We start from the raw sequence: 18,957 nt of genomic DNA, 5'->3' as shown, positions 1-18,957 counted from the left end.
GTTCGGATCCGATCCGGCCCGGGCCCGGCGCTGGATCGCGGCCCAGGACGCGCCTGTGGCCCAGGTCCTGGGCAAGGTCTATGCGACGTCGCCGGCGGATCCCGATCCGGTTCGCGGCGACCTGGCGATGCAGGTCGCGACCGATCGCATGTTCCGCTGCCCGGGGGAGCATGTCGCCGCAGTCCGCTCGCGGGGCGGTGACAAGGTCTGGCGCTATGAGCTTGAAGTGCCTCCCCCCGGGGGAGCGGCTGTCACTCATGGTTCGGAGCTGGGGTTTGTCTTCGATGCGCCGGAGGGGCCGCCGCTGCAGGCCTACTGGCTGAACTTCGCCCATGGCGGTGACCCCAATGGCCCGGGGCTGAAGGCCTGGCCGACCTATGGATCGCAGGCCGACTACCTGGCCTTTACCGCAACCGGGCCGGTTGAACGGCGGGGGCTGGGCCGGGCGGCCTGCCTCAGCCTGCAGCGCCCCTGACGTCTCACCCATTCAACAAGAACAGGCGGCGAAAACGCCGTCCGGAGGAAACAAAATGCGCCGTTCGTTTTCCGGTACCCTGATGCTGGCTGCCAGCGTCCTGACCCTCATCTCCGCCGGTCCCGTCGCCGCTCAGACGGTCTGGGGACCCTACAATGCAGAGTTCCCGGCCGGGGGCGACAGCCTGTCCCGCCCGCTGGCGGGCAAGACCCGCGAGGATCTCCTGCCGGCCGGTGCCGCCTGGTCGATCTACGGTTGGGTTCAGCCGTCCGGGACGGGCGGGCAGGCCAGTCTTGTCGCCGGGCTCGGCGACCCCACGCCTTCGGGCCGCTTCCTGATCCAGACTCCGAAGGGCCTGGGTGTCTGGGTCGGGGGTAAGACCCTGCTGGCCGAGAGCCCGATTGCGGCCGGCACATGGCGTTTCGTTTCGGCCGTTTCGGACGGCACGACGGTGACGCTCTATCTTGATGGCCAGGCTGCCGGCCAGCTTGCCGTGCCTGCCGCCGCGACGCCGGCGGTGATCACGATGGCCCCGCGCAAGGTGCCGGGCTTTGCGCCTTTCGCCGGACGGATCGCCGGCTTCCAGGCCCAGGATCGCGCCCTGTCTGCCGCCGAGGTCAAGGCCCTGGCCGGACGTCAGCCCGATGCCCTGACCGTTTTTGAAACCGGCAGCCCGACCTGGCCGGTGCAGGTTCGCCAGATGTATGGCCAGACCTCGCCGCAGGAGGCGTGGACCCGACCCAGGGGCAAGGGCGAAATCTCCGCCCCGGTGGCCAAGCCGGCCTATGCCGGCCCCGCGCTGGTTGCCAGCGGCAGTGAGGCCTGGACGCTGAAGGGCTGGTCGCTGGTCGAGGCCCCGAAAGTGTCCGCCGGTGGTGCGGCGATCTCGCAGGCCGGGTTTGATGCCCGCAGCTGGTACCCGGCCACCGTGCCCGGCACGGTCCTGACCACCCTGGTCGACCGCGGCGTCTATCCGGATCCGGACTACGGCCTGAACAATACCGCGATCCCCGAAAGCCTGAACCGCCAGGACTACTGGTATCGCAGCAGCTTCGAGGCTCCGGCCGCGAGCGCGGGAAAGCGTCTCCTCCTGACCTTCAAGGGCATCAACTACGCCGCCGAAATCTGGCTGAACGGGCAGAAGCTGGGCGATCTGAAGGGCGCCTTCCTGCGGGGCCGGTTCGATGTGACCGGCAAGCTGAAGGCCGGACAGAACGTACTGGCGGTCCGGATCTCGCCGCCGCCGCATCCGGGTATCGCCCATGAGGAATCCCTCACCGCCGGGGTCGGCGAGAACGGCGGCATGATGGCCCTGGACGGCCCGACCTTCATCGCCAGCGAGGGCTGGGACTGGATTCCCAGTGTCCGTGACCGCAATACCGGCCTCTGGCAGGACGTCGTCCTGACCGCCTCCGGCGATGCGCGCCTGGGTGATGCCCAGGTGGTCACGACCCTGCCGAAGGCCGACAACAGCGTCGCCGACATCGAGATCACTGCGCCGGTCGAAAACCTTTCGGACCGCCCCGTTCAGGCGACCGTCACGGCCAGCTTTGACGGCGTCTCGGTCAGCAAGGCCGTTTCGGTAGCCCCGGGGCAGACCTCGGTCCGGCTCAGCCCGTCCGAGTTTCCGCAGCTGTCGGTGGCCAAGCCGAAGCTCTGGTGGCCCAACGGCTATGGCGAGCAGGCCCTGCACGACCTGAAGCTGACGGTCGCCGTCGACGGAAAGACCTCGGACCAGAAGTCGATCCGCTTCGGTATTCGCCAGATCACCTACGACCTGTCCCTGATGAATCCGGGCGGACAGCTGCGCCGGGTGCAGGTCGACTTCTCGAAAGCCCGGCAGCTGGGCCAGGATATCACCGATGGCTCCCACGAGGGAATCCGCAAGGTGGTCGACGGCTGGGCGACGTCGCTGACCGCGGAGGGCGACCGCTCGCCGGCCGTGACCGATGTGCCGGAGACCGGCCTTGCGCCCTACATGGTGATCAAGGTCAACGGCGTGAAGATCGCGGCCCGGGGCGGCAACTGGGGCACTGATGACTGGCGCAAGCGGGTCGAGCGCGAGCGTCTGGAGCCCTATTTCCGTCTGCACAAGGAGGCCCACCTCAATGTCATCCGCAACTGGGTGGGGCAGAACACCCAGGAGAGCTTCTTCGACCTCGCCGACGAGTACGGCCTGCTGGTGCTGAACGACTTCTGGGCCTCGACCCAGGACTATCAGCTCGAACCGCAGGACGTGCCGCTGTTCCTGCAGAACGCCGCCGACGTCATCAGCCGCTATCGCAACCATCCCTCGATCGTGCTGTGGTTCGGTCGCAATGAGGGCGTCCCGCAGCCCATCCTCAACGAAGGGCTGGAGAAGCTGGTCCACGATCTGGACGGCACGCGCTGGTACACGGGCAGCTCAAACCGGGTGAACCTGCAAAACAGCGGGCCGTACAACTACCGTGACCCGGCCACCTATTTCTCGGAACATGCCAAGGGCTTCTCGGTCGAGGTCGGGACGCCGTCCTTCCCGACCCTGGAGGCCTTCGAGGCCGCCGTGCCGGCTGCGGATCGCTGGCCGATCAGCGACACCTGGGCCTATCACGACTGGCACCCGACCGGGAACGGCGCGACCAAGACGTTCATCGATGCCATGACGGCCCGACTGGGCGCACCGACCAGCCTCGAAGATTTCGAGCGCAAGGCCCAGCTGATGAACTACGAGACCCACCGCGCCATTTTCGAGGGCATGAACCAGGAGCTCTGGACCAAGTCGTCCGGGCGGCTGCTGTGGATGACCCAGCCGGCCTGGCCTTCGACCATGTGGCAGATCCTGAGCCACGACTATGATACCCATGGGGCCTTCTATGGCACCAAGGCGGCATCCGAGACCGTCCATGTGCAGATGAGCCTCGCGGACCGGAAGCTGGCGGTGGTGAACAACGGCGGCAAGGCGATCGATGGAGCGACGATCCGGACCCGGACGTTCGATCTGGCCGGTAAGCTGATCGCCGAGCGCCGTCGTCCCGTCAGCGTCCCGGCCAATGATGTCGTCGTCGCGGAGGCTCTGGACCTCGATCTGGCGAAGCTGGGCGCGGTCATCGTGCGGCTCGACCTGATCGCCTCGGACGGCAAGACCCTGTCCCACAACCTCTACTGGCTCGCGGGGGATGCCGAGGCCAGCCGCAAGCTTGTCGACATGCCGGCCCAGCCGGTCAGCCTGACGGCCAGGCAGGAGGTGGTCGGCAGCGAAGTACTGGTTCGGGCCACCTTGACCAATACCGGCTCGGCTCCAGCCCTTACGGGCAAGCTGACCCTGGTCGACGGCCGTGGCCAGCGTATCCTGCCGGCCTACTATGCGGACAACTATGTTTCGCTTCTGCCGGGCGAGCGGCGGGAGATCGAAATCCGCTACCCCGCCAGCGTCGGGGCCGTCGGCGCAAAGCTCGAACTGCGCGGCTGGAACGTCAAACCGCTGGTGGCCGTCGTTCGATAGGCGACCTCAGCCCTGCTCGGTGTTCCTCAACGCCGAGCGGGACGGCAGGAAGCGGTCGATGATCGGGATGATGGCCGCGCCCATGGCCGGAGCATCCGTCGCCAGGGCCGCCCGTTTCAGAGGGGCCATGGGCAGAAGCTGTGGGGTCGCCCGCAGCTTCTGGCCGACCGCTTCGGTGAGCCGGTCGATCAGGGGCGCAGGGAGGCGACCGCCCACATAGATGGCTTGGGGGTTGATCAGGCTGCTGATCGAGATGACGGGATCGACCATGAGATCCGCAGCGAGATCCAGCCAGGCGTCAATCCTGGCCTGGACCTCAGGCGGGGCGTGCGCCAACTGCTCGGGGTCCGCTGTCGCGAGACCCTCGCCGATCATGGCATTCAGTCCGGACAGCGAGACCACATCCTGCAGGGTGCAGGCGGTTGTGCGCGCCGAGCGGATCGGCAGGAACCCCAGCTCTCCGCTTCGGCCCTGGGCCCCCCGGAAGTACTCGCCTTCGAGCACAAGACCGCCACCCAGGCCCGAACTGACCAGAATGTAGAAGAAGCTCGGCTTCCGCATGCCGTGGCCGAAATGCAGTTCGCCCAGCGCCGCTGCGGCGGCATCGTTCTCGATGGTGACGGGCAGGGCGTGCCGTTGGGACAGAAGCTGCCTTACGTCGACCCGGTTCCAGGCCTCATAGGCGTCAGGGCGGTTGGGCAGGTCTACGCTGGCAATATCGTCGGGCATGGCCACGCCGACACCGATGATCCGGCTGGCCTTGACCCCACGGGTCTTTGTGAAGATCGCCCAGGTTTCGTCGAAAAATGCCGCGACCTCCTCGGGGCTGGCAAAGGCCATTTCGCGGCTCGCCCGGGCGCGAACCTGGCCGGCGAAGTCGAGCAGCACGATGGTGATATGGTCGCGGTCGATATTCAGACCGATCGAGAAGCAGCCATCCGGATTGATGCTGAACGTCATGGCCGGCTGGCCGCGGGACCCCTGCAGCTTGCCCGCCTCAAGGATCAGTCCGTCTTCCAGCAGCCGGTTGGCGATGTTGGTGATCGCGGGCACCGTCAGGCCGGTCAGTGTGGCAATGTCCTGCTTGGTCCGGGCGGCACCGATGCGGATGGATTGCAGGGCTACTCGCTGATTGTGGTCTCCCGCCCGCTCAAGATTGGTCCCGGACAGGCTGGCGCCGCGCGCTGACGTCTTGACTTTGGCTCGGCCTGGGGTGGGGCTCATGGTCTCGGTCTGCTCCTGTGGCCGAAGCCCGATAGCACCTGCTTCAAACTTAAGAAAACCGTCTTGTACAATTCAACGGCCGGCATCTTTCGGGGGGGGCGTCAGGCTCGATCGACGTCTCGCAGGTCCCTGTTGAGGTCCGGAACAGCGCGAGGCCGGGGCGAAGAGGGACGGGATCGCAGAAAGGCGTTGCGATTCTCGGCCCTCCTGTCGCGCTTCCGGGAGCGCTTTGTGACCATTGTTGCAGCCTTGCAATCCCGGCCGACCGTGTCTCGACGAGGTCTTATACTGCAGTGCGAAAAGTCACAGCGCCATCGCGGGGTGTTTGTCACAGACCCCTTGTGGAATAGGCGTTTGGACCCATTGCCCTGCCCGAAGTGATCCAGAGGCAGGAGGGCGACCGCTCGGGCGAGGCCAAAAATCCCTTACAAATAAGGAATGACAGCGTTGACAATTTTCTTGACTTGGCTGTGGCCGTTATGAATTGTCGAGAATGTGGCGGGCTCGGTTGCGTGTAGGTGCCGATGTTCCCGCTCTGCGTGCGGCTCCGGTCGAAGGGCGCTTCGTCGGGCCAATATTTTATTCTGTGCTTGGAAACAAAGTCCGAAGAAATTTCTGAGTTTGGTTTTGTTTTTTGTCTTCTGAAAAACCACCAGAAGTTTACTCATGAATATTATTGAACCGGCTGGTATCTTGGGTTTGGACTGGGTTTCGAAGGTCGGAGGGGCTTGAGGGAATAGGGTGGAAATGGCGCAACGGTCATGTTGTGCATTTCTTCAATTTGATTTATTTAATCGGAATTGTTTACCGGTAACATTCCCTGCTGCGACTTACGGGGCGGGGGAAGCGCAGGCTTCAGGGACCGGTATGCATGAAGGGGCAGGGCTTGATGTGCGTTTGGGGCGCACTTCAAGGCCGGTCTTGGAGGCGGGTGGCGCAATCAGGCTCTGGGGTTTGGTTGGGTCGGAGAGAGTTAAGCAACTCTAAGTTGTAACAATAAATCGCGGCCGAGGGTCGCGTGTGCAGTCTCTGGGAGGAGATCGGAATGAAGAAAGTGGGTTTGGCGTCCAAGCGACGCGCGCTCTGCCACGGTGCGTCCCTGTCTATCCTTGGCGCGGTTGCCCTGGGCATGGCCCCGGCAGTTGCGCTGGCACAGACGGCCACGCCGGCTCCGGCCGATGACTCGGTGGTCTCTGAAGTCGTCGTCACCGGTGTTCGCCAGGCCCTGAAATCGGCGCAGCAGCTCAAGCGCGACGCCGACACCGTGGTCGACTCGATCACCGCCAGCGACATCGGGGCCTTCCCGGACAAGTCGGTTGCCGAAGCCCTGCAGCGGGTCGCCGGCATCACCGTCAACCGCTTTGCGGCCACCTCTGACACCGCTCACTTCTCGGCCGAGCCCTCGGGCGTTATCGTTCGCGGCCTGCCGCAGGTGCGTTCCGAGTTCAACGGTCGCGACAGCTTCAGCGCCAACTCCTCGCGCGGCCTGGGCTGGGGCGATGTCTCGCCCGAACTGATGGCCGGCGTCGACGCCTACAAGAACCAGACCGCCGAACTGATCGAAGGCGGTATCGCCGGTACGATCAACCTGCGCACCCGCACCCCGTTCGACTCCAAGGGTCGCCTCTTCTCGCTGTCGGTTGACGCCTCCTATGGCGATCTGGCCGACCGCATCACGCCCAGCGTCTCCGGCATCTGGAGCGATCGCTGGGATACCTCGATCGGCGAGTTCGGCCTGATGGCCAACTATGCCTATTCGCAGGTCGCCACCAATTCCGAAGGCATCCAGTACGGCCGTACCGCGATCTTCGACGAAGGCATCTATGCCGGCAAAGGCCTGAAGTACATTCCGTCCAGCGTCGCCTATCGCGACAACATCTATGAGCGCACCCGCAAGGGCGGTGCGTTCGCGGCGCAATGGCAGGACAACGATCACAAGTTCCTGGCGACGCTTCAGTACAACCGCTCGGAGTACAAGAACGAGTGGGAAGAGTATGTCGCGACGGCCAGCCCGTTCGGCCTGTTCGCCCTGCCGACCTCGTTCCACGTGACGCCCGGCAGCGCCCTGATCCCGCAACCGCGGGCCGGGACACCGGACTTTACCTTCGACAGCAAGGGCAACTTCCAGACCGGCGTCATGACGTCGGACATCGGCTGGTGGGGTGGCAACAATGCCGACTCCGCCCTGGTCGCCCGTAACACCGCAGGCCAGCCGCTGGTCAATGCCTGCTATGGCTGGAACGGCTGTTCGCCGGCCCGCCGCGGCGGCGATTTCGGCACCGACACGCGCTACAATGTCGGCACCAACGTCACCGAGGATCTCGGCTTTAACCTGAAGTGGAATCCCACCGACCAGTGGCGCTTCAACTTCGATGTCCAGAAGATCGAATCGACCGTCGACAACTACGACATCAGCGTCGGTCAGCAGTCCTTTGCCGATATCGGTCTGGACGCGACGGGCAAGCACCCCAAGCTGACCCTGATGTCGCCGACCAACGTGAACCTGTCGCCAGGCGGTCTGCTGAACCCGAACGCCTATCGCTACAACTATGTCATGGACCACATCGAGAAGTCCGAGGGTGAAGAGTTCGCACTGCGTGCTGACGCCCAGTACCTCTTCGAGTCGGACTGGCTGGACTCGCTGAAAGTCGGCGTGCGCTATGCCGATCGCGATCAGACGGTCCGTTGGGGAGCCTATAACTGGGGTAACATCGCCAACACCTGGAGCAACAACGCCGACTGGTACAACATCGACCAGCATACGGCGAAGGGCAGCTTCAGCGGCTATCAGCGCGGCCTCTATGTAAACCGCCAGTTCGACAGCAACTTCTACGGCGGCGGTCTGGTTACGCCGAACGAGTTCGTCTTCTTCAACATGGAGACGATGAAAGACCCTGCGGCGATGCAGAAGGCGCTCGGCTCGGCTTCGACCGGCGTGGGCGACTGGAATGCCCTCTGCTCGGGTAAGGGACGCCGCGCTTCGGAGAAGGACTGCTTCCTGCCTTCGGAAGTTCTCGACGTCTCCGAAGAGAGCAAGGCGGCTTACGCCATGCTCAAGTTCGGTGGCCCGAGCGCAACCCTGTTCGGCATGAGCTACTCGGGTAACGTGGGTGTTCGCTATGTCGAAACCACGGTCGAAAGCCGGGGTTCGACGTCCTTCCCGCTGACCCTCAATGCGTCAATTCTTGAGTGTAAGAACCGCGATCCCCAGCCCGGTCAGCCCATTCCGGTGATCAACCGGACCATCGGCTGCTACATTTCGGCGGACGAGAAGTCGTTCATTTCCGGTCAGACCAAGGCCAGCACGATCTCGACAACGCACGAGAACTGGCTGCCCAGCCTGAACGTGAAGCTGGATCTGACTGACAAGTGGCTGCTGCGCTTTGCCGCTTCACGGTCGATGGCCCGCCCGGACATGGGTAACCTGAAGAACTTCCGCGCGATCAGCGTCAACCTGCCGAGCGTCGATGTTCCGACCGATCCGCGTTGGGTCAAGAACGCTGCCGGCACGATCGTCGGGGTGGCCCCGCTCTATACGGCCAGCTCGCAGAACCCGCGCCTGAAGCCGATCACGGCCGACCAGTTCGACCTGTCGCTCGAGCACTACTTCGCCGACGTGGGTTCGTTCTCGATCGCTGTGTTCCACAAGCAGTTCCACGACTACATCCAGTTCGGCTCGTACAACGAGCAGTTCACGAACAACGGTGTGACGCGGACCGTGCAGGTCAACCAGCCGGTCAATGCCGACGGGGCCAAGCTCCAGGGCTTCGAAATGGCCTATCAGACCTATTTCGACTTCCTGCCTGCGCCCTTCGACGGCCTCGGCCTGCAGGCCAACTACACCTATGTAAAGAACAAGGGCATCGTGAACACCAACGTCGCCTCAGTTTCGAGCGACGGCGGTGGCGGCACCGGCGGCGGCGGCATCCAGGCTGTCTCCGACAGCATCAAGGTCGACTCGCTCGAGGGTCTGTCGGAGCACGCCTACAACGTGGTCCTGATGTACGAGAAGGGCCCCTGGGCGGCGCGTCTGGCCTACAACTGGCGTTCCGAGTACCTGGTGACGGCCGTTGACTGCTGCGTGGCCTTCCCGGTCTGGCAGGATGACGCCGGCTTCCTGGATGCGTCGCTGCGCTACAAGGTCAACGACAACATCGAAGTCAGCCTGCAGGGCAGCAACCTGCTGGCTACCGAGACGGTCCTGCGTCAGCAGGTCACCGACTTCGACAAGGGTCGTACCCTGACCCCGAACGGCTGGTTCAAGAACGACCGCCGGATCCAGATGGGCATCCGCCTGAAGTACTAGTCGAAAGTGACCGGCGCGTGGCCTCTATGGCTGCGCGCCGTGTTGCCTGGGGAGAGGGCCGCTTCGGCGGCCCGATCCTTTTTGACACGCCTCCCATTAGCCGCGACCATCCGACTCAAGCCGTGCTCCCTTGGGCACCGATGAGCGATAGGGTCGCGAAAGCCGTTTCTAAGCCGGTGTACGTCCGCGTCTCCAGGAGGCCGGGCCGGCTGAAGCGGTGCGTCGCAGAGTTGGAGTTTGCTGGATGCCCGCGCCCCTGAAAGTGGTCATCGTCGGCGGCGGTACGTCAGGCTGGATGAGCGCCGCGGCCCTGGTTGCCGGCCTTCCGCCCGGCCTGTGCGAAGTGCGCCTGGTCGAGTCCGACGAGATCGGCATTGTCGGCGTCGGTGAAGCCACCCTGCCGCAGATCAAGGACTTCAATGACCATATCGGCGTCGATGAGGCCGATTTCATGCGTCAGACCCAGGCGACCTTCAAACTCGGCATCGAGTTTGTCGACTGGGGTTTCAAGGGCTCCTCCTACATTCACCCGTTCGGGGTTCACGGTAAGCCGCTCGGTGGCGTGCCGTTCTATCAGTACTGGGCCAAGGCGCGGCTGAATGGCCGGGTCGACGATCTGGGCGACTACAGCCTGCCGATCGTCGCCAGTCGCCAGAACCGGTTTGCCTTTCCGAGCACCGACGAAGACGGTCTGAGCTCCAACTTCGCCTATGCCTATCATTTCGACGCCCATCTCTATGCCCGCTTCCTGCGGGGCTTTGCCGAGGCCCGGGGCCTGCGGCGGACCGAGGGCAGGATCGTCGATGTCACGCTGAAGCCGGAGGATGGCCACATCGCCTCGATCCGGCTGGAGTCCGGTGAGGTGATCGCGGGCGACCTGTTCATCGACTGTTCGGGGTTCCGCTCCCTGCTGATGGGGCAGGCGCTGGGCGTCGGCTACGAGGACTGGACGCCCTGGCTACCCTGTGACCGGGCCTATGCGGTGCCCTGCGAGCGGGCCGGGGCCCTGACCCCCTACACACGATCGACAGCCCGCGAGGCCGGCTGGCAGTGGCGTATTCCGCTGCAGCACCGCACAGGTAACGGCTATGTCTATTCCAGCCGGTTCATCAGTGACGACGAGGCGGCCGCAACCCTGCTGGCCAATCTGGACGGCGAGGCACAGGGCGACCCGCGCCCCCTGCGTTTCCAGGCCGGCCGGCGGGAAACCTCATGGTCGCGCAACTGCATCGCCATCGGCCTGGCCAGCGGCTTCCTCGAGCCCCTCGAGAGCACCAGCATCTACCTGATCCAGGTGGCGATCACCAACCTGCTCAAGCTCCTGCCGGGGCGGGCCATCGACCCGGCCCTGGTTTCGGAATTCAACCGCCTGATCGATGTGGAGTACGGGCGCGTCCGTGACTTCCTGATCCTGCACTATCACCTCAATGGCCGGGACGACGCGCCGCTTTGGCGGTATTGCCGCGAGATGCCGGTGCCCGATAGCCTGACGTCCCGGATGGCGCTGTTCGAGCACCGGGGCCACATCGCCAAGTACAAGGACGGTCTCTTTCAGCCGCCCAGCTGGCTGGCCGTCTTTGTGGGGCAGGGGCTGCTGCCCGCCGGCTATGACCCCCTCGTCGACAATGTACCTCAGGAGCACATTCTGCGGGAGCTCGACCAGTTTCGGGCTGATGTGGCCCAGACCGTCGAGGCGATGAGGGATCACGGCGGCTTTGTTGCGGACTTCTGTGCGGCACCCGCAAACCGTCCCCTCAGCAGTCGGGTCGCCTCGTGAGCCGTCCGGTGCGCAATGTCGTGATCGTCGGCCGTGATGCCGCCGCCTGGTTGACGGCCCTGGGCCTGAAGCGGGCTTTCGGCCGCCAGGGCGTCAATGTCACGGTTCTTGAATTGCCGTCGATGGTTCGGTCTGCAGATGTTCTGGTGGGCCTGCCGACCCTTGAGGGCCTGCATCGGCTGCTGGGTCTGGATACCGACGACATGCTGGCCGCGACGGCCGGGGCCTATGCTCTGGGCCAGCAGTTTGCCAACTGGTCGCAGGCCCGCCCGCCCTTCGTCCATGCTTATGACACGCACGGCGCGCCGATCCACCGGATCGACTTCCTGCAGCACTGGCTGAAGGCCCGCTCGGAGGGCATGAATGTGCCGCTCGAAGAGTTCTCCCTCGGCGCGGCGGCGGCGAAACACGGCCGGTTTGTTGTTCATGGCGACGCGACCAGCGGCTTCTCGAAGGCCCGTGCCGGTTACCATCTGGATGCCTCGGCCTATATCCGGCTGGTCCGCCAGAAGGCGATCGAGCTCGGCGTCCAGCGCCAGGCCGGTACACTGGGCGAGGTCGTCCGCTCGGACTCGGGGATCGTGTCCGTCAGCCTGGCGGGTGGCGAGCCGCTGGCGGCGGACCTCTTCGTCGATGCCTCCGGCGTGGACGCCGTTCTGATCGGCAAGGTTCTCGAACAGCCTCTTGAATCCTGGTCCCCGTGGTTCGGCTGCGACCGCGTCCTGGTGACCTCCGGTCCGAAACTCAACCCGCTGCCGGCCATGAGCCGGATCTCCGGATTCAAGGCCGGCTGGATCGGCATGTTCCCGCTGCGCGACCGGACCCCGGTCGTTGCGGCCTATGACTCCCGGCGGATCTCGGATGCCGAGATGCTGCAGAGCGCCTCAGTCCTGTGTGGCATGCGGCTGGGTGATGCCTTCGTCGCCCCTTGCGAGCCGGGCATGCGCAGCGCGCCGTGGACCGGCAACTGCGTCGCCATCGGAGAAGCGGCCGTCGTCCTCGAGCCGCTGGATGCCGCCTCGCTGCACATGATCCATGTCGGGCTTTCGCATCTGATCACCCTGTTCCCGGTCAGTGCGGAGGCGATGCTGGAGGCTGAACCGTTCAACACCTCCATGCAGAACCATGCGCGAAACCTGCGGGACTTCCAGATCGTGCACTACCGGCTCAATGGCCGTCTGGACGAGCCGTTCTGGGATCGGGCTCGGGAGACGCCGCCGCCGCCGGAACTGGCCGCCAAGCTGGACCTCTTTGCCGCGCGTGGGGCCGTCGCGCTTTATGATGACGAGACCTTCCAGGAAGAAAACTGGGCCTCGGTTCTCATCGGTCACGGCCTGATCCCGCGCGGCTATGATCCCCAGGTCGACACCCTGGCCCCTGACGAGCTGATCGCGGCTTTCCAGCGCATGCTCGGCTTCATCGCGTCGACGGTTCGCGATATGCCGTCGGTCGAGGCCCAGCTCGAACTGTTCGCGCCCCTGCCATCCAACGCTTCGTTCTGAAAGGCTTCCTGATGTCGGCCCAGCGCATTCGTGACATCGTCATCGTCGGCGGCGGTACCGCAGGCTGGATGGCCGCAGCAGCGCTCGCCAAGGTCATGGGAACCCAGGCCTATACGATCACCCTCGTGGAATCCGAGGCGATCGGCACGGTGGGCGTCGGCGAAGCCACGATCCCGATGATCACGATGTTCAACAACGTGCTGGGCATCGACGAGAACGAATTTGTTCGCGAGACCAATGCGACCTTCAAGCTCGGCATCGAGTTCGCCGGCTGGCGGCGCGAGGGGCACAGCTACTTCCATCCGTTCGGCCAGTTCGGCGTCGACATGGACGGGGTCAATTTCAATCACTACTGGCTGCGCTGGATGCTGTCGGGCGGCAGTAACGACTACGGCCGCTTCAACGCCGAGACCGAGGCCGCCCGCCAGCGCCGGTTCGGCCGCACCGGACACGGTCCCCAGACCTCGCTGCCCAACATAAACTATGCCTTCCAGTTCGATGCGAGCCTGTATGCCGCCTATCTGCGGCGCTTCTCCGAGAAGCGCGGCGCGCGCCGTATCGAGGGCCAGATCGTCAAGGTCGACCGCAACGGTCAGACCGGCCTGATCGAGCGCCTGACCCTCAAGGACGGCCAGACGGTTCAGGGCCAGCTGTTCATCGACTGCTCCGGCTTCCGGGGGCTGCTGATCGAAGAGACGCTGCAGGCCGGCTATGAGGACTGGAGCCACTGGCTGCCGGTCAACCGTGCGGCGGCCGTGCCCTGCGCAAAGGTCGAGGAGCCGATCCCCTATACCCGGTCAACCGCACGGGAGGCGGGCTGGCAATGGCGCATTCCCCTGCAGCACCGCACGGGCAACGGCTATGTCTTCTGCGACAGCTTCATCAGCGAGGATGAGGCGACCCGGCTGCTGATGAGCCGGTTGGACGGCGAGGCGCAGGCCGAACCGCGCATGCTGCGCTTTGTGACCGGTCGCCGGCGCAAGTCGTGGGTGGGCAACTGCATCGCCCTCGGCCTGGCCAGCGGCTTCATGGAGCCGCTGGAAAGCACCAGCATCCACCTCGTGCAGGTCGGGATCTCCAAGCTGCTGGCGATGTTCCCCAAGGGGGGCTTCAACCCGCTGATCACAGATCGCTACAATGCCGAGATGGAAGCCGACTACATCAATATCCGTGACTTCCTGATCGCCCACTACAAGGTCACCGAGCGCGAGGACACGCCGTTCTGGCGCTACTGCAAGAACATGGACATCCCCGACAGCCTGGCGACCCGCCTCGAGATCTTCCGGACCCGCGGCGAGGCGATGGTGGTGCAACACGAGCTGTTCAAAGAGCAGAGCTGGTTCGCCGTCCTGGCCGGGCAGGGGCTGATGCCGGTCGATTACCACCCCGTGGCCGACCTGCTGTCCGAGGATGAGCTCAAGCTGCGGCTGGCCAAGATCCGGACCGGCATCCAGGATCGGGTCTCGGGCCTGCCGACCCATCAGGCCTTCCTCGACAGCTGCGCGCGCGCGCCGGCAGCCTGAAGCGGGTCGGGCTCGGCCCCTTAGTTCAGGGCATCCAGGCTCTGGGCTTCGGCCCCGGCCCCGCGGAAAATCAGGGTCCGGGTGATGCCGCGTCGACGGATGTTCACCTGGTTGACCTGGTCGCCATAGACCTCGGCAAACAGGCCGGAGCGGACATCGATCTCGCCGCCGGTGTCACCGGGGGCGATGCGGGCTGCATAGACCAGCCGCACATCGCTGGCCCCCAGACTGGTTTCCTTCAGGACGAGCGGCACGGTCCTGCCGTTGATCCTCAGGGCAAACTTGCGGCCCACATAGTCGGTCAGTGCCTTTACGGCATCGGGGTCATCGAGACTGGGCTGGGCCTCGGGGGCGACAAGGACCAGCGCCGGCTCGGTATCATGGACTTCAAGGCGATGGCTGACGGTGACCATGCCGGTCACCGCATCGATTTCCACTACGCTCAGGGATCCATGCCCCCGGTGGGCCCAGGCCGGGCTCACCGGAAGCAGGATCAGGGCGGCGAGGACAAGGGCCGCGCGCCGGAGCCGTTGGATCACTTGCCGTCCTTCTTGGCCGCTTCGGCCTTCGGGTCCGTCGCGGGCAGGGTGGTCAGGCTGTCCGGCTGGATCTTCAGATCCGCGTCCTTCATCCGGTTGGCACCTTCCGGCGGCTTGCTGAACTTCAGGGTCACCGGCGCGATCGCGCCCGTATAGACATTGTTGCTGCGGTCGGCGTCAGCGGTCTCCCACAGGGGATCAAGCTCGGCAGCCTTGACCTGCTTGGCCGAGACGTACTGCCAGGTCACGGTCTTGGGGCTCTTGCGCCAGATTTCGGCCGGGATGCGAACCGTCTCCGTCGTACCGTCCGTAAAATCCAGCTTCAGGATCACCGGCATGACCAGCCCGCCGATATTGCGGAAGGTGAAGCGGTAGAAGTTGTCCTTCACCGACTGGGCGGCGGCCTCCTCGGTCGTCAGGTCCTCGCGTGCGGACTTGGCCTTCTTGCGGGCGCTCTCGGTGACCAGGAACTCGTCGGTGGCGTCATAGAAGTCACGGGTCTTGGCATCACGTTCGACCACGGTCGGACCGGTGTTGCGGCTGACGGTCAGCGACGGCGGCTCTTTTTCGCGTTCGGCCCGACGGCTGGCCATCTCGATTTCGGGATCGCCGCTGTCCAGCCGGCCCTGCACGACCTTGTCGAGGGCGATGTCGACGTGATCGGTCGAATAGAACCAGCCCCGCCAGAACCAGTCGAGGTCGACCCCGGAAGACTCTTCCATGGTCCGGAAGAAGTCATAGGGCGTGGGGTGCTTGAAGCGCCAGCGGTTGGCGTACTCCTTGAACGCCCGGTCAAAGAGCTCGCGCCCCATGACCGTCTCGCGCAGGATCACCATGGCCGTCGCGGGCTTGGAGTAGCCGTTGGGACCAAACTGCAGCAGGGAGTCCGACTGGGTCATCAGCGGCACCTGGTCCTGGCTGACCATGTACTCGACGATGTCCTTGGGCTCGCCGCGCCGCGACGGGAACTTCTTGTCCCACTGCTTCTCGGCCTGGAACTGCAGGAAGGTGTTGAGGCCCTCATCCATCCAGGTCCACTGACGCTCATCCGAGTTGATGATCATCGGGAAGTAGTTGTGGCCGACCTCGTGGATGACCACGCCGATCAGGCCGGTCTTGGCCCGTTCGGTATAGGTCAGGTTGCCGGTCTTCTTGTCCTTCACCGGCCGGGGGCCGTTGAAGCTGATCATCGGATATTCCATCCCGCCCTGCGGCCCGTTGACCGACTGGGCGACCGGATAGGGATAGGCGAAGGTGAAGTCGGAATAGACCTTGAGGGTCTGGGCGATGGCCTTGGTCGAATAGGCATCCCACAGCGGACGGGCCTCCTTCGGGAAGAAGGACATGGCCATGACCAGCGGATACTCCGCCTTGGGATCGGCCTGTTTGACGCCCATGGCGTCCCAGACGAACTTGCGGGACGTGGCCCAGCCGAAGTCGCGCACATTCTTCGCCTTGAAGACCCAGGTCTTCTCGCCGGTCGGCTTGCCCTTTTCCGCCGCAAGGGCCTCGTCGGGGGTCACGACATAGACGGGCTCGGACGCGGTGCGGGCCTTGGCCAGTCGCTCGCGCTGCGCGGCCGTGAGGATGGCCCCGGCGTTCTGCAGTTCGCCCGTGGCCGCGACCACGTGGTCTGACGGCACGGTCAGGGCGACATTGTAATCACCGAACTCGAGGGTGAATTCGCCGCTGCTGAGGAAGGCCTTGTTGTGCCATCCCTCATAGTCGGAATAGACGGCCAGGCGCGGGAACCACTGGGCGACCTCGAAGATGCAGTTGCCGTCCTCGTCCTTGGCCGTGAAGCATTCATAGCCGCTGCGGCCGCCGATCAGCTTGGTCTCGACCATCGGGAACGACCATTCGATCGTGAACCGGGTCTCGCCGCCGCCGCTGCGAACGGCCTGCGGCAGCTCGATCCGCAGCAGGCTGTCGACAACCGTGAACTCCAGGGCGCGGCCCTGGGCGTCCTTGATCGACTTGATCGTGAAGCCGCCTTCCCACTCCTGGAAACGCTTGGCGCGCCGCACCTGGGTCAGGCTGATGCCGTCGCCCGAGACCGTCTCGGTCATGTGGCTGATGGAGTCGCGCTTGAAGTCGTTCTGGTCGAGCAGCAGCCACAGATAGGGCAGGTCATCCGGGGAGTTGTTGCGGTAGGTGACCGAGCCCTTGCCGGTGATCAGCCGGGTCGGCTCGTCCAGCCGCACGGAAATGTCGTAGTCGACTTTCTGCTGCCAGTAGCGGTAGCCCGGAGCACCGGAGGCATTGCGGTAATCAGTCGGTGTCGGCCAGTCCTCGCCTTCCAGCTGGCGGAACTTGTCCTCAAGCGGGGCCTTGGTCTGGCGAATGGCGTCGGCCTGGGCCGAGGCGACACCGAACGTCGCGGCGAGCAGCCCGGCGACGACATAGCGACCAGCAGTCTTGAACAACACGCTTCACCCCAGAGAAATTCGGTGGCCGGACATTAACGGATCGGATGCCTTTGGCGAGAGCCTTGAGGCACCGGGTTTCGGATTTGGGCGGCGGCTGAGCAGATGCATCCACCCGGAGGCAGGCCAGGCGATCAGACTGGGCGATCCCGGCCGGCCTTTCCGGGCAATCTGCCCGCCCGGCACGGGTCTAGTTGCGGACCAGTTCGCGCATCGCCTTGTCCAGGCCCTCAATGGTCAGCGGGAACATCCGGTCGTTCATCAGCTGCTTCATGACGCCGATGGACTGGGTGTAGTCCCAGTGCCGTTCGGGCGTCGGGTTCAGCCAGATGGCGCTCTGGTAGATGTCGGCGACGCGCTGCATCCAGATCGCCCCCGGCTCTTCGTTCCAGTGTTCGACACTGCCGCCCGGATAGGTGATCTCGTAGGGGCTCATCGTGGCGTCGCCAACGAATATCACCTTGTAATCACTCGGGAATTTGTGAAGCACGTCCCAGGTCGGGATCTTCTCGACCTGGCGGCGGCGGTTGTCCTTCCAGACGGATTCGTACAGGCAGTTGTGGAAGTAATAGAATTCGAGGTTCTTGAACTCGGTCTTGGCGGCGGAAAACAGCTCCTCGCAGAGCTTGATGTGGCCGTCCATCGAGCCGCCGATGTCGAAGAAGATCAGGACCTTGATCTTGTTGCGCCGCTCCGGACGCAGCTGGATGTCGAGATAGCCCTTCTCGGCGGTGCCGCGGATCGTCCCGTTCAGATCCAGTTCTTCGGCCGCGCCTTCGCGGGCGAACTTGCGCAGGCGGCGCAGGGCGACCTTGATGTTGCGGGTGCCCAGTTCGACGCTGTCGTCGAGGTTCTTGTACTCGCGCTTGTCCCAGACCTTCACGGCCCGGCCGTGGCGGCTCTTGTCCTGGCCGATGCGGACGCCTTCGGGATTGTAGCCGTTGTTGCCGAACGGGCTGGTGCCGCCCGAGCCGATCATCTTGTTGCCGCCCTCGTGGCGCTTCTTCTGTTCCTTCAGGCGCTCCTGAAGGGTCTCCATCAGCTTTTCGAAGCCGCCCATGGCCTCGATCGCCGCCTTCTCCTCGTCGGTCAGGAATTTCTCGGTCAGGGCCTTGAGCCACTCCTCGGGGATCTCGGCGGTCATCCCGTCGCTGACGCTGTCCAGCCCCTTGAAGACGTGGCTGAAGACCCGGTCGAACTTGTCGAGGTTCTTCTCGTCCTTCACCAGGCTGGCGCGCGACAGGAAGTAGAAGTCCTCGACCGAGCGGTCGATGACGTCCTTGTCCAGGGCCTCCATCAGCAGGAGATACTCGCGCAGCGACACCGGCACCTTGGCCGATCGGAGCTCGGAGAAGAAGCGCAGGAACATGGCGGCGGGCCTCGAACAGTTGTTCGGAGCATGGAGCGTTCTTTATCAGGACGCAACCGGGGCGGCGCAGCCCGGAGCGTTTTGGCCGCTAGCCGCGCCGCAGGATGAACTCCAGATCCTGGGTCTCGCCGACCGGGAAGAAATACTCGCCGACCTTCGCAAAACCGAGGCGGCCATAGAGCTTCTGGGCCCCGAAGTTTTCCGACCAGACGCCGATCCACAGCGGGCGCGGACCAGCCTGTTCCAGCCATTCGAGGGCGGTGTTGAGCAGCAGCGAGCCCCGGCCAGCGCCCTGATGGCTCTTCAGGACATAGATGCGCTTGAGTTCGCCATGC

10 protein-coding genes and 1 pseudogene are annotated in these 18,957 nt (G+C 64.5%); 6 read left to right on the top strand and 5 right to left on the bottom strand.

The genetic code is table 11. From position 1 onward, the window contains the following. Together DBR10_RS17030 and DBR10_RS17025 are read left to right on the top strand one after the other, a co-directional pair. A partial coding sequence (locus DBR10_RS17030) for a carboxylesterase family protein (RefSeq protein WP_146187867.1) occupies positions 1-475 on the top strand: 475 nt, incomplete at its 5' end. Positions 476-530: 55 nt separating this feature from the next. Further along, positions 531-3,956, top strand: a complete 3,426-nt coding sequence (locus tag DBR10_RS17025; RefSeq protein ID WP_108556526.1) for a glycosyl hydrolase 2 galactose-binding domain-containing protein — start codon at positions 531-533, stop codon at positions 3,954-3,956. A 6-nt stretch (positions 3,957-3,962) separates the two neighbouring features. Here the strand turns inward: DBR10_RS17025 and DBR10_RS17020 are convergent, their stop codons facing one another. Then, positions 3,963-5,180 (bottom strand): ROK family protein, encoded by a 1,218-nt coding sequence (locus DBR10_RS17020; protein ID WP_108505148.1) that lies wholly within the window; start codon positions 5,178-5,180, stop codon positions 3,963-3,965. A 1,045-nt stretch (positions 5,181-6,225) separates the two neighbouring features. On the opposite strand from DBR10_RS17020, the gene DBR10_RS17015 reads away from it, so the two are divergent. The 4 genes from DBR10_RS17015 to DBR10_RS17000 all read left to right on the top strand — a co-directional run bounded on the left by DBR10_RS17015 (position 6,226) and on the right by DBR10_RS17000 (position 14,288). After that, complete coding sequence (locus tag DBR10_RS17015; RefSeq protein ID WP_108505147.1) at positions 6,226-9,486, top strand: TonB-dependent receptor; 3,261 nt, start codon at positions 6,226-6,228, stop codon at positions 9,484-9,486. A gap of 244 nt (positions 9,487-9,730) precedes the next feature. Continuing rightward, positions 9,731-11,263: a tryptophan halogenase family protein gene (locus DBR10_RS17010; RefSeq protein WP_108505146.1), complete on the top strand. Its 1,533-nt coding sequence runs from the start codon at positions 9,731-9,733 to the stop codon at positions 11,261-11,263. Next, entirely contained in the window at positions 11,260-12,765 is a 1,506-nt protein-coding gene (locus DBR10_RS17005) for a tryptophan halogenase family protein (protein ID WP_158272214.1), read from the top strand. Before DBR10_RS17010 ends, DBR10_RS17005 begins: the two co-directional genes overlap by 4 nt. Before the next feature lie 11 nt (positions 12,766-12,776). Beyond that, the gene (locus DBR10_RS17000) at positions 12,777-14,288 is read left to right on the top strand and encodes a tryptophan halogenase family protein (RefSeq protein WP_108505144.1); all 1,512 of its coding nucleotides are present in this window, start codon (positions 12,777-12,779) and stop codon (positions 14,286-14,288) included. Between the two features lie 20 nt (positions 14,289-14,308). On the opposite strand, the gene DBR10_RS16995 is transcribed toward DBR10_RS17000, so the two are convergent. From DBR10_RS16995 to DBR10_RS20280, 4 genes and pseudogenes are all read right to left on the bottom strand, one after another. Beyond that, positions 14,309-14,827 carry a DUF6702 family protein gene (locus DBR10_RS16995; RefSeq protein ID WP_233243463.1) on the bottom strand — a complete coding sequence of 173 codons (519 nt, stop codon included), beginning with the start codon at positions 14,825-14,827 and terminating at the stop codon, positions 14,309-14,311. Then, positions 14,824-17,256, bottom strand: a complete 2,433-nt coding sequence (locus DBR10_RS16990) for a M1 family metallopeptidase (RefSeq protein ID WP_108505143.1) — start codon at positions 17,254-17,256, stop codon at positions 14,824-14,826. The genes DBR10_RS16995 and DBR10_RS16990 overlap by 4 nt, the downstream gene beginning before the upstream one ends. A gap of 187 nt (positions 17,257-17,443) precedes the next feature. After that, entirely contained in the window at positions 17,444-18,622 is a 1,179-nt protein-coding gene (locus tag DBR10_RS16985) for a vWA domain-containing protein (protein WP_108505142.1), read from the bottom strand. An 88-nt stretch (positions 18,623-18,710) separates the two neighbouring features. Continuing rightward, positions 18,711-18,957: pseudogene (locus tag DBR10_RS20280) on the bottom strand (GNAT family N-acetyltransferase); the annotation flags it as partial.

Origin of the sequence: Caulobacter sp. HMWF025 (assembly GCF_003060965.1) — a bacterium.
GTDB lineage: Bacteria > Pseudomonadota > Alphaproteobacteria > Caulobacterales > Caulobacteraceae > Caulobacter.
The sequence above is the reverse complement of the archived record's forward strand: the minus strand, read 5'-3'. Positions and strand labels throughout refer to the sequence as shown.

What these genes read in the sequence shown, in the direction of transcription:
- DBR10_RS17010 (WP_108505146.1), top strand. Translation starts at nt 9,731, where the DNA reads ATGCCCGCGCCCCTGAAAGTGGTCATCGTCGGCGGCGGTACGTCAGGC.
- DBR10_RS17025 (WP_108556526.1), top strand. Translation starts at nt 531, where the DNA reads ATGCGCCGTTCGTTTTCCGGTACCCTGATGCTGGCTGCCAGCGTCCTG.
- DBR10_RS17015 (WP_108505147.1), top strand. Translation starts at nt 6,226, where the DNA reads ATGAAGAAAGTGGGTTTGGCGTCCAAGCGACGCGCGCTCTGCCACGGT.
- DBR10_RS16985 (WP_108505142.1), bottom strand. Translation starts at nt 18,622, where the DNA reads ATGTTCCTGCGCTTCTTCTCCGAGCTCCGATCGGCCAAGGTGCCGGTG.
- DBR10_RS17000 (WP_108505144.1), top strand. Translation starts at nt 12,777, where the DNA reads ATGTCGGCCCAGCGCATTCGTGACATCGTCATCGTCGGCGGCGGTACC.
- DBR10_RS17020 (WP_108505148.1), bottom strand. Translation starts at nt 5,180, where the DNA reads ATGAGCCCCACCCCAGGCCGAGCCAAAGTCAAGACGTCAGCGCGCGGC.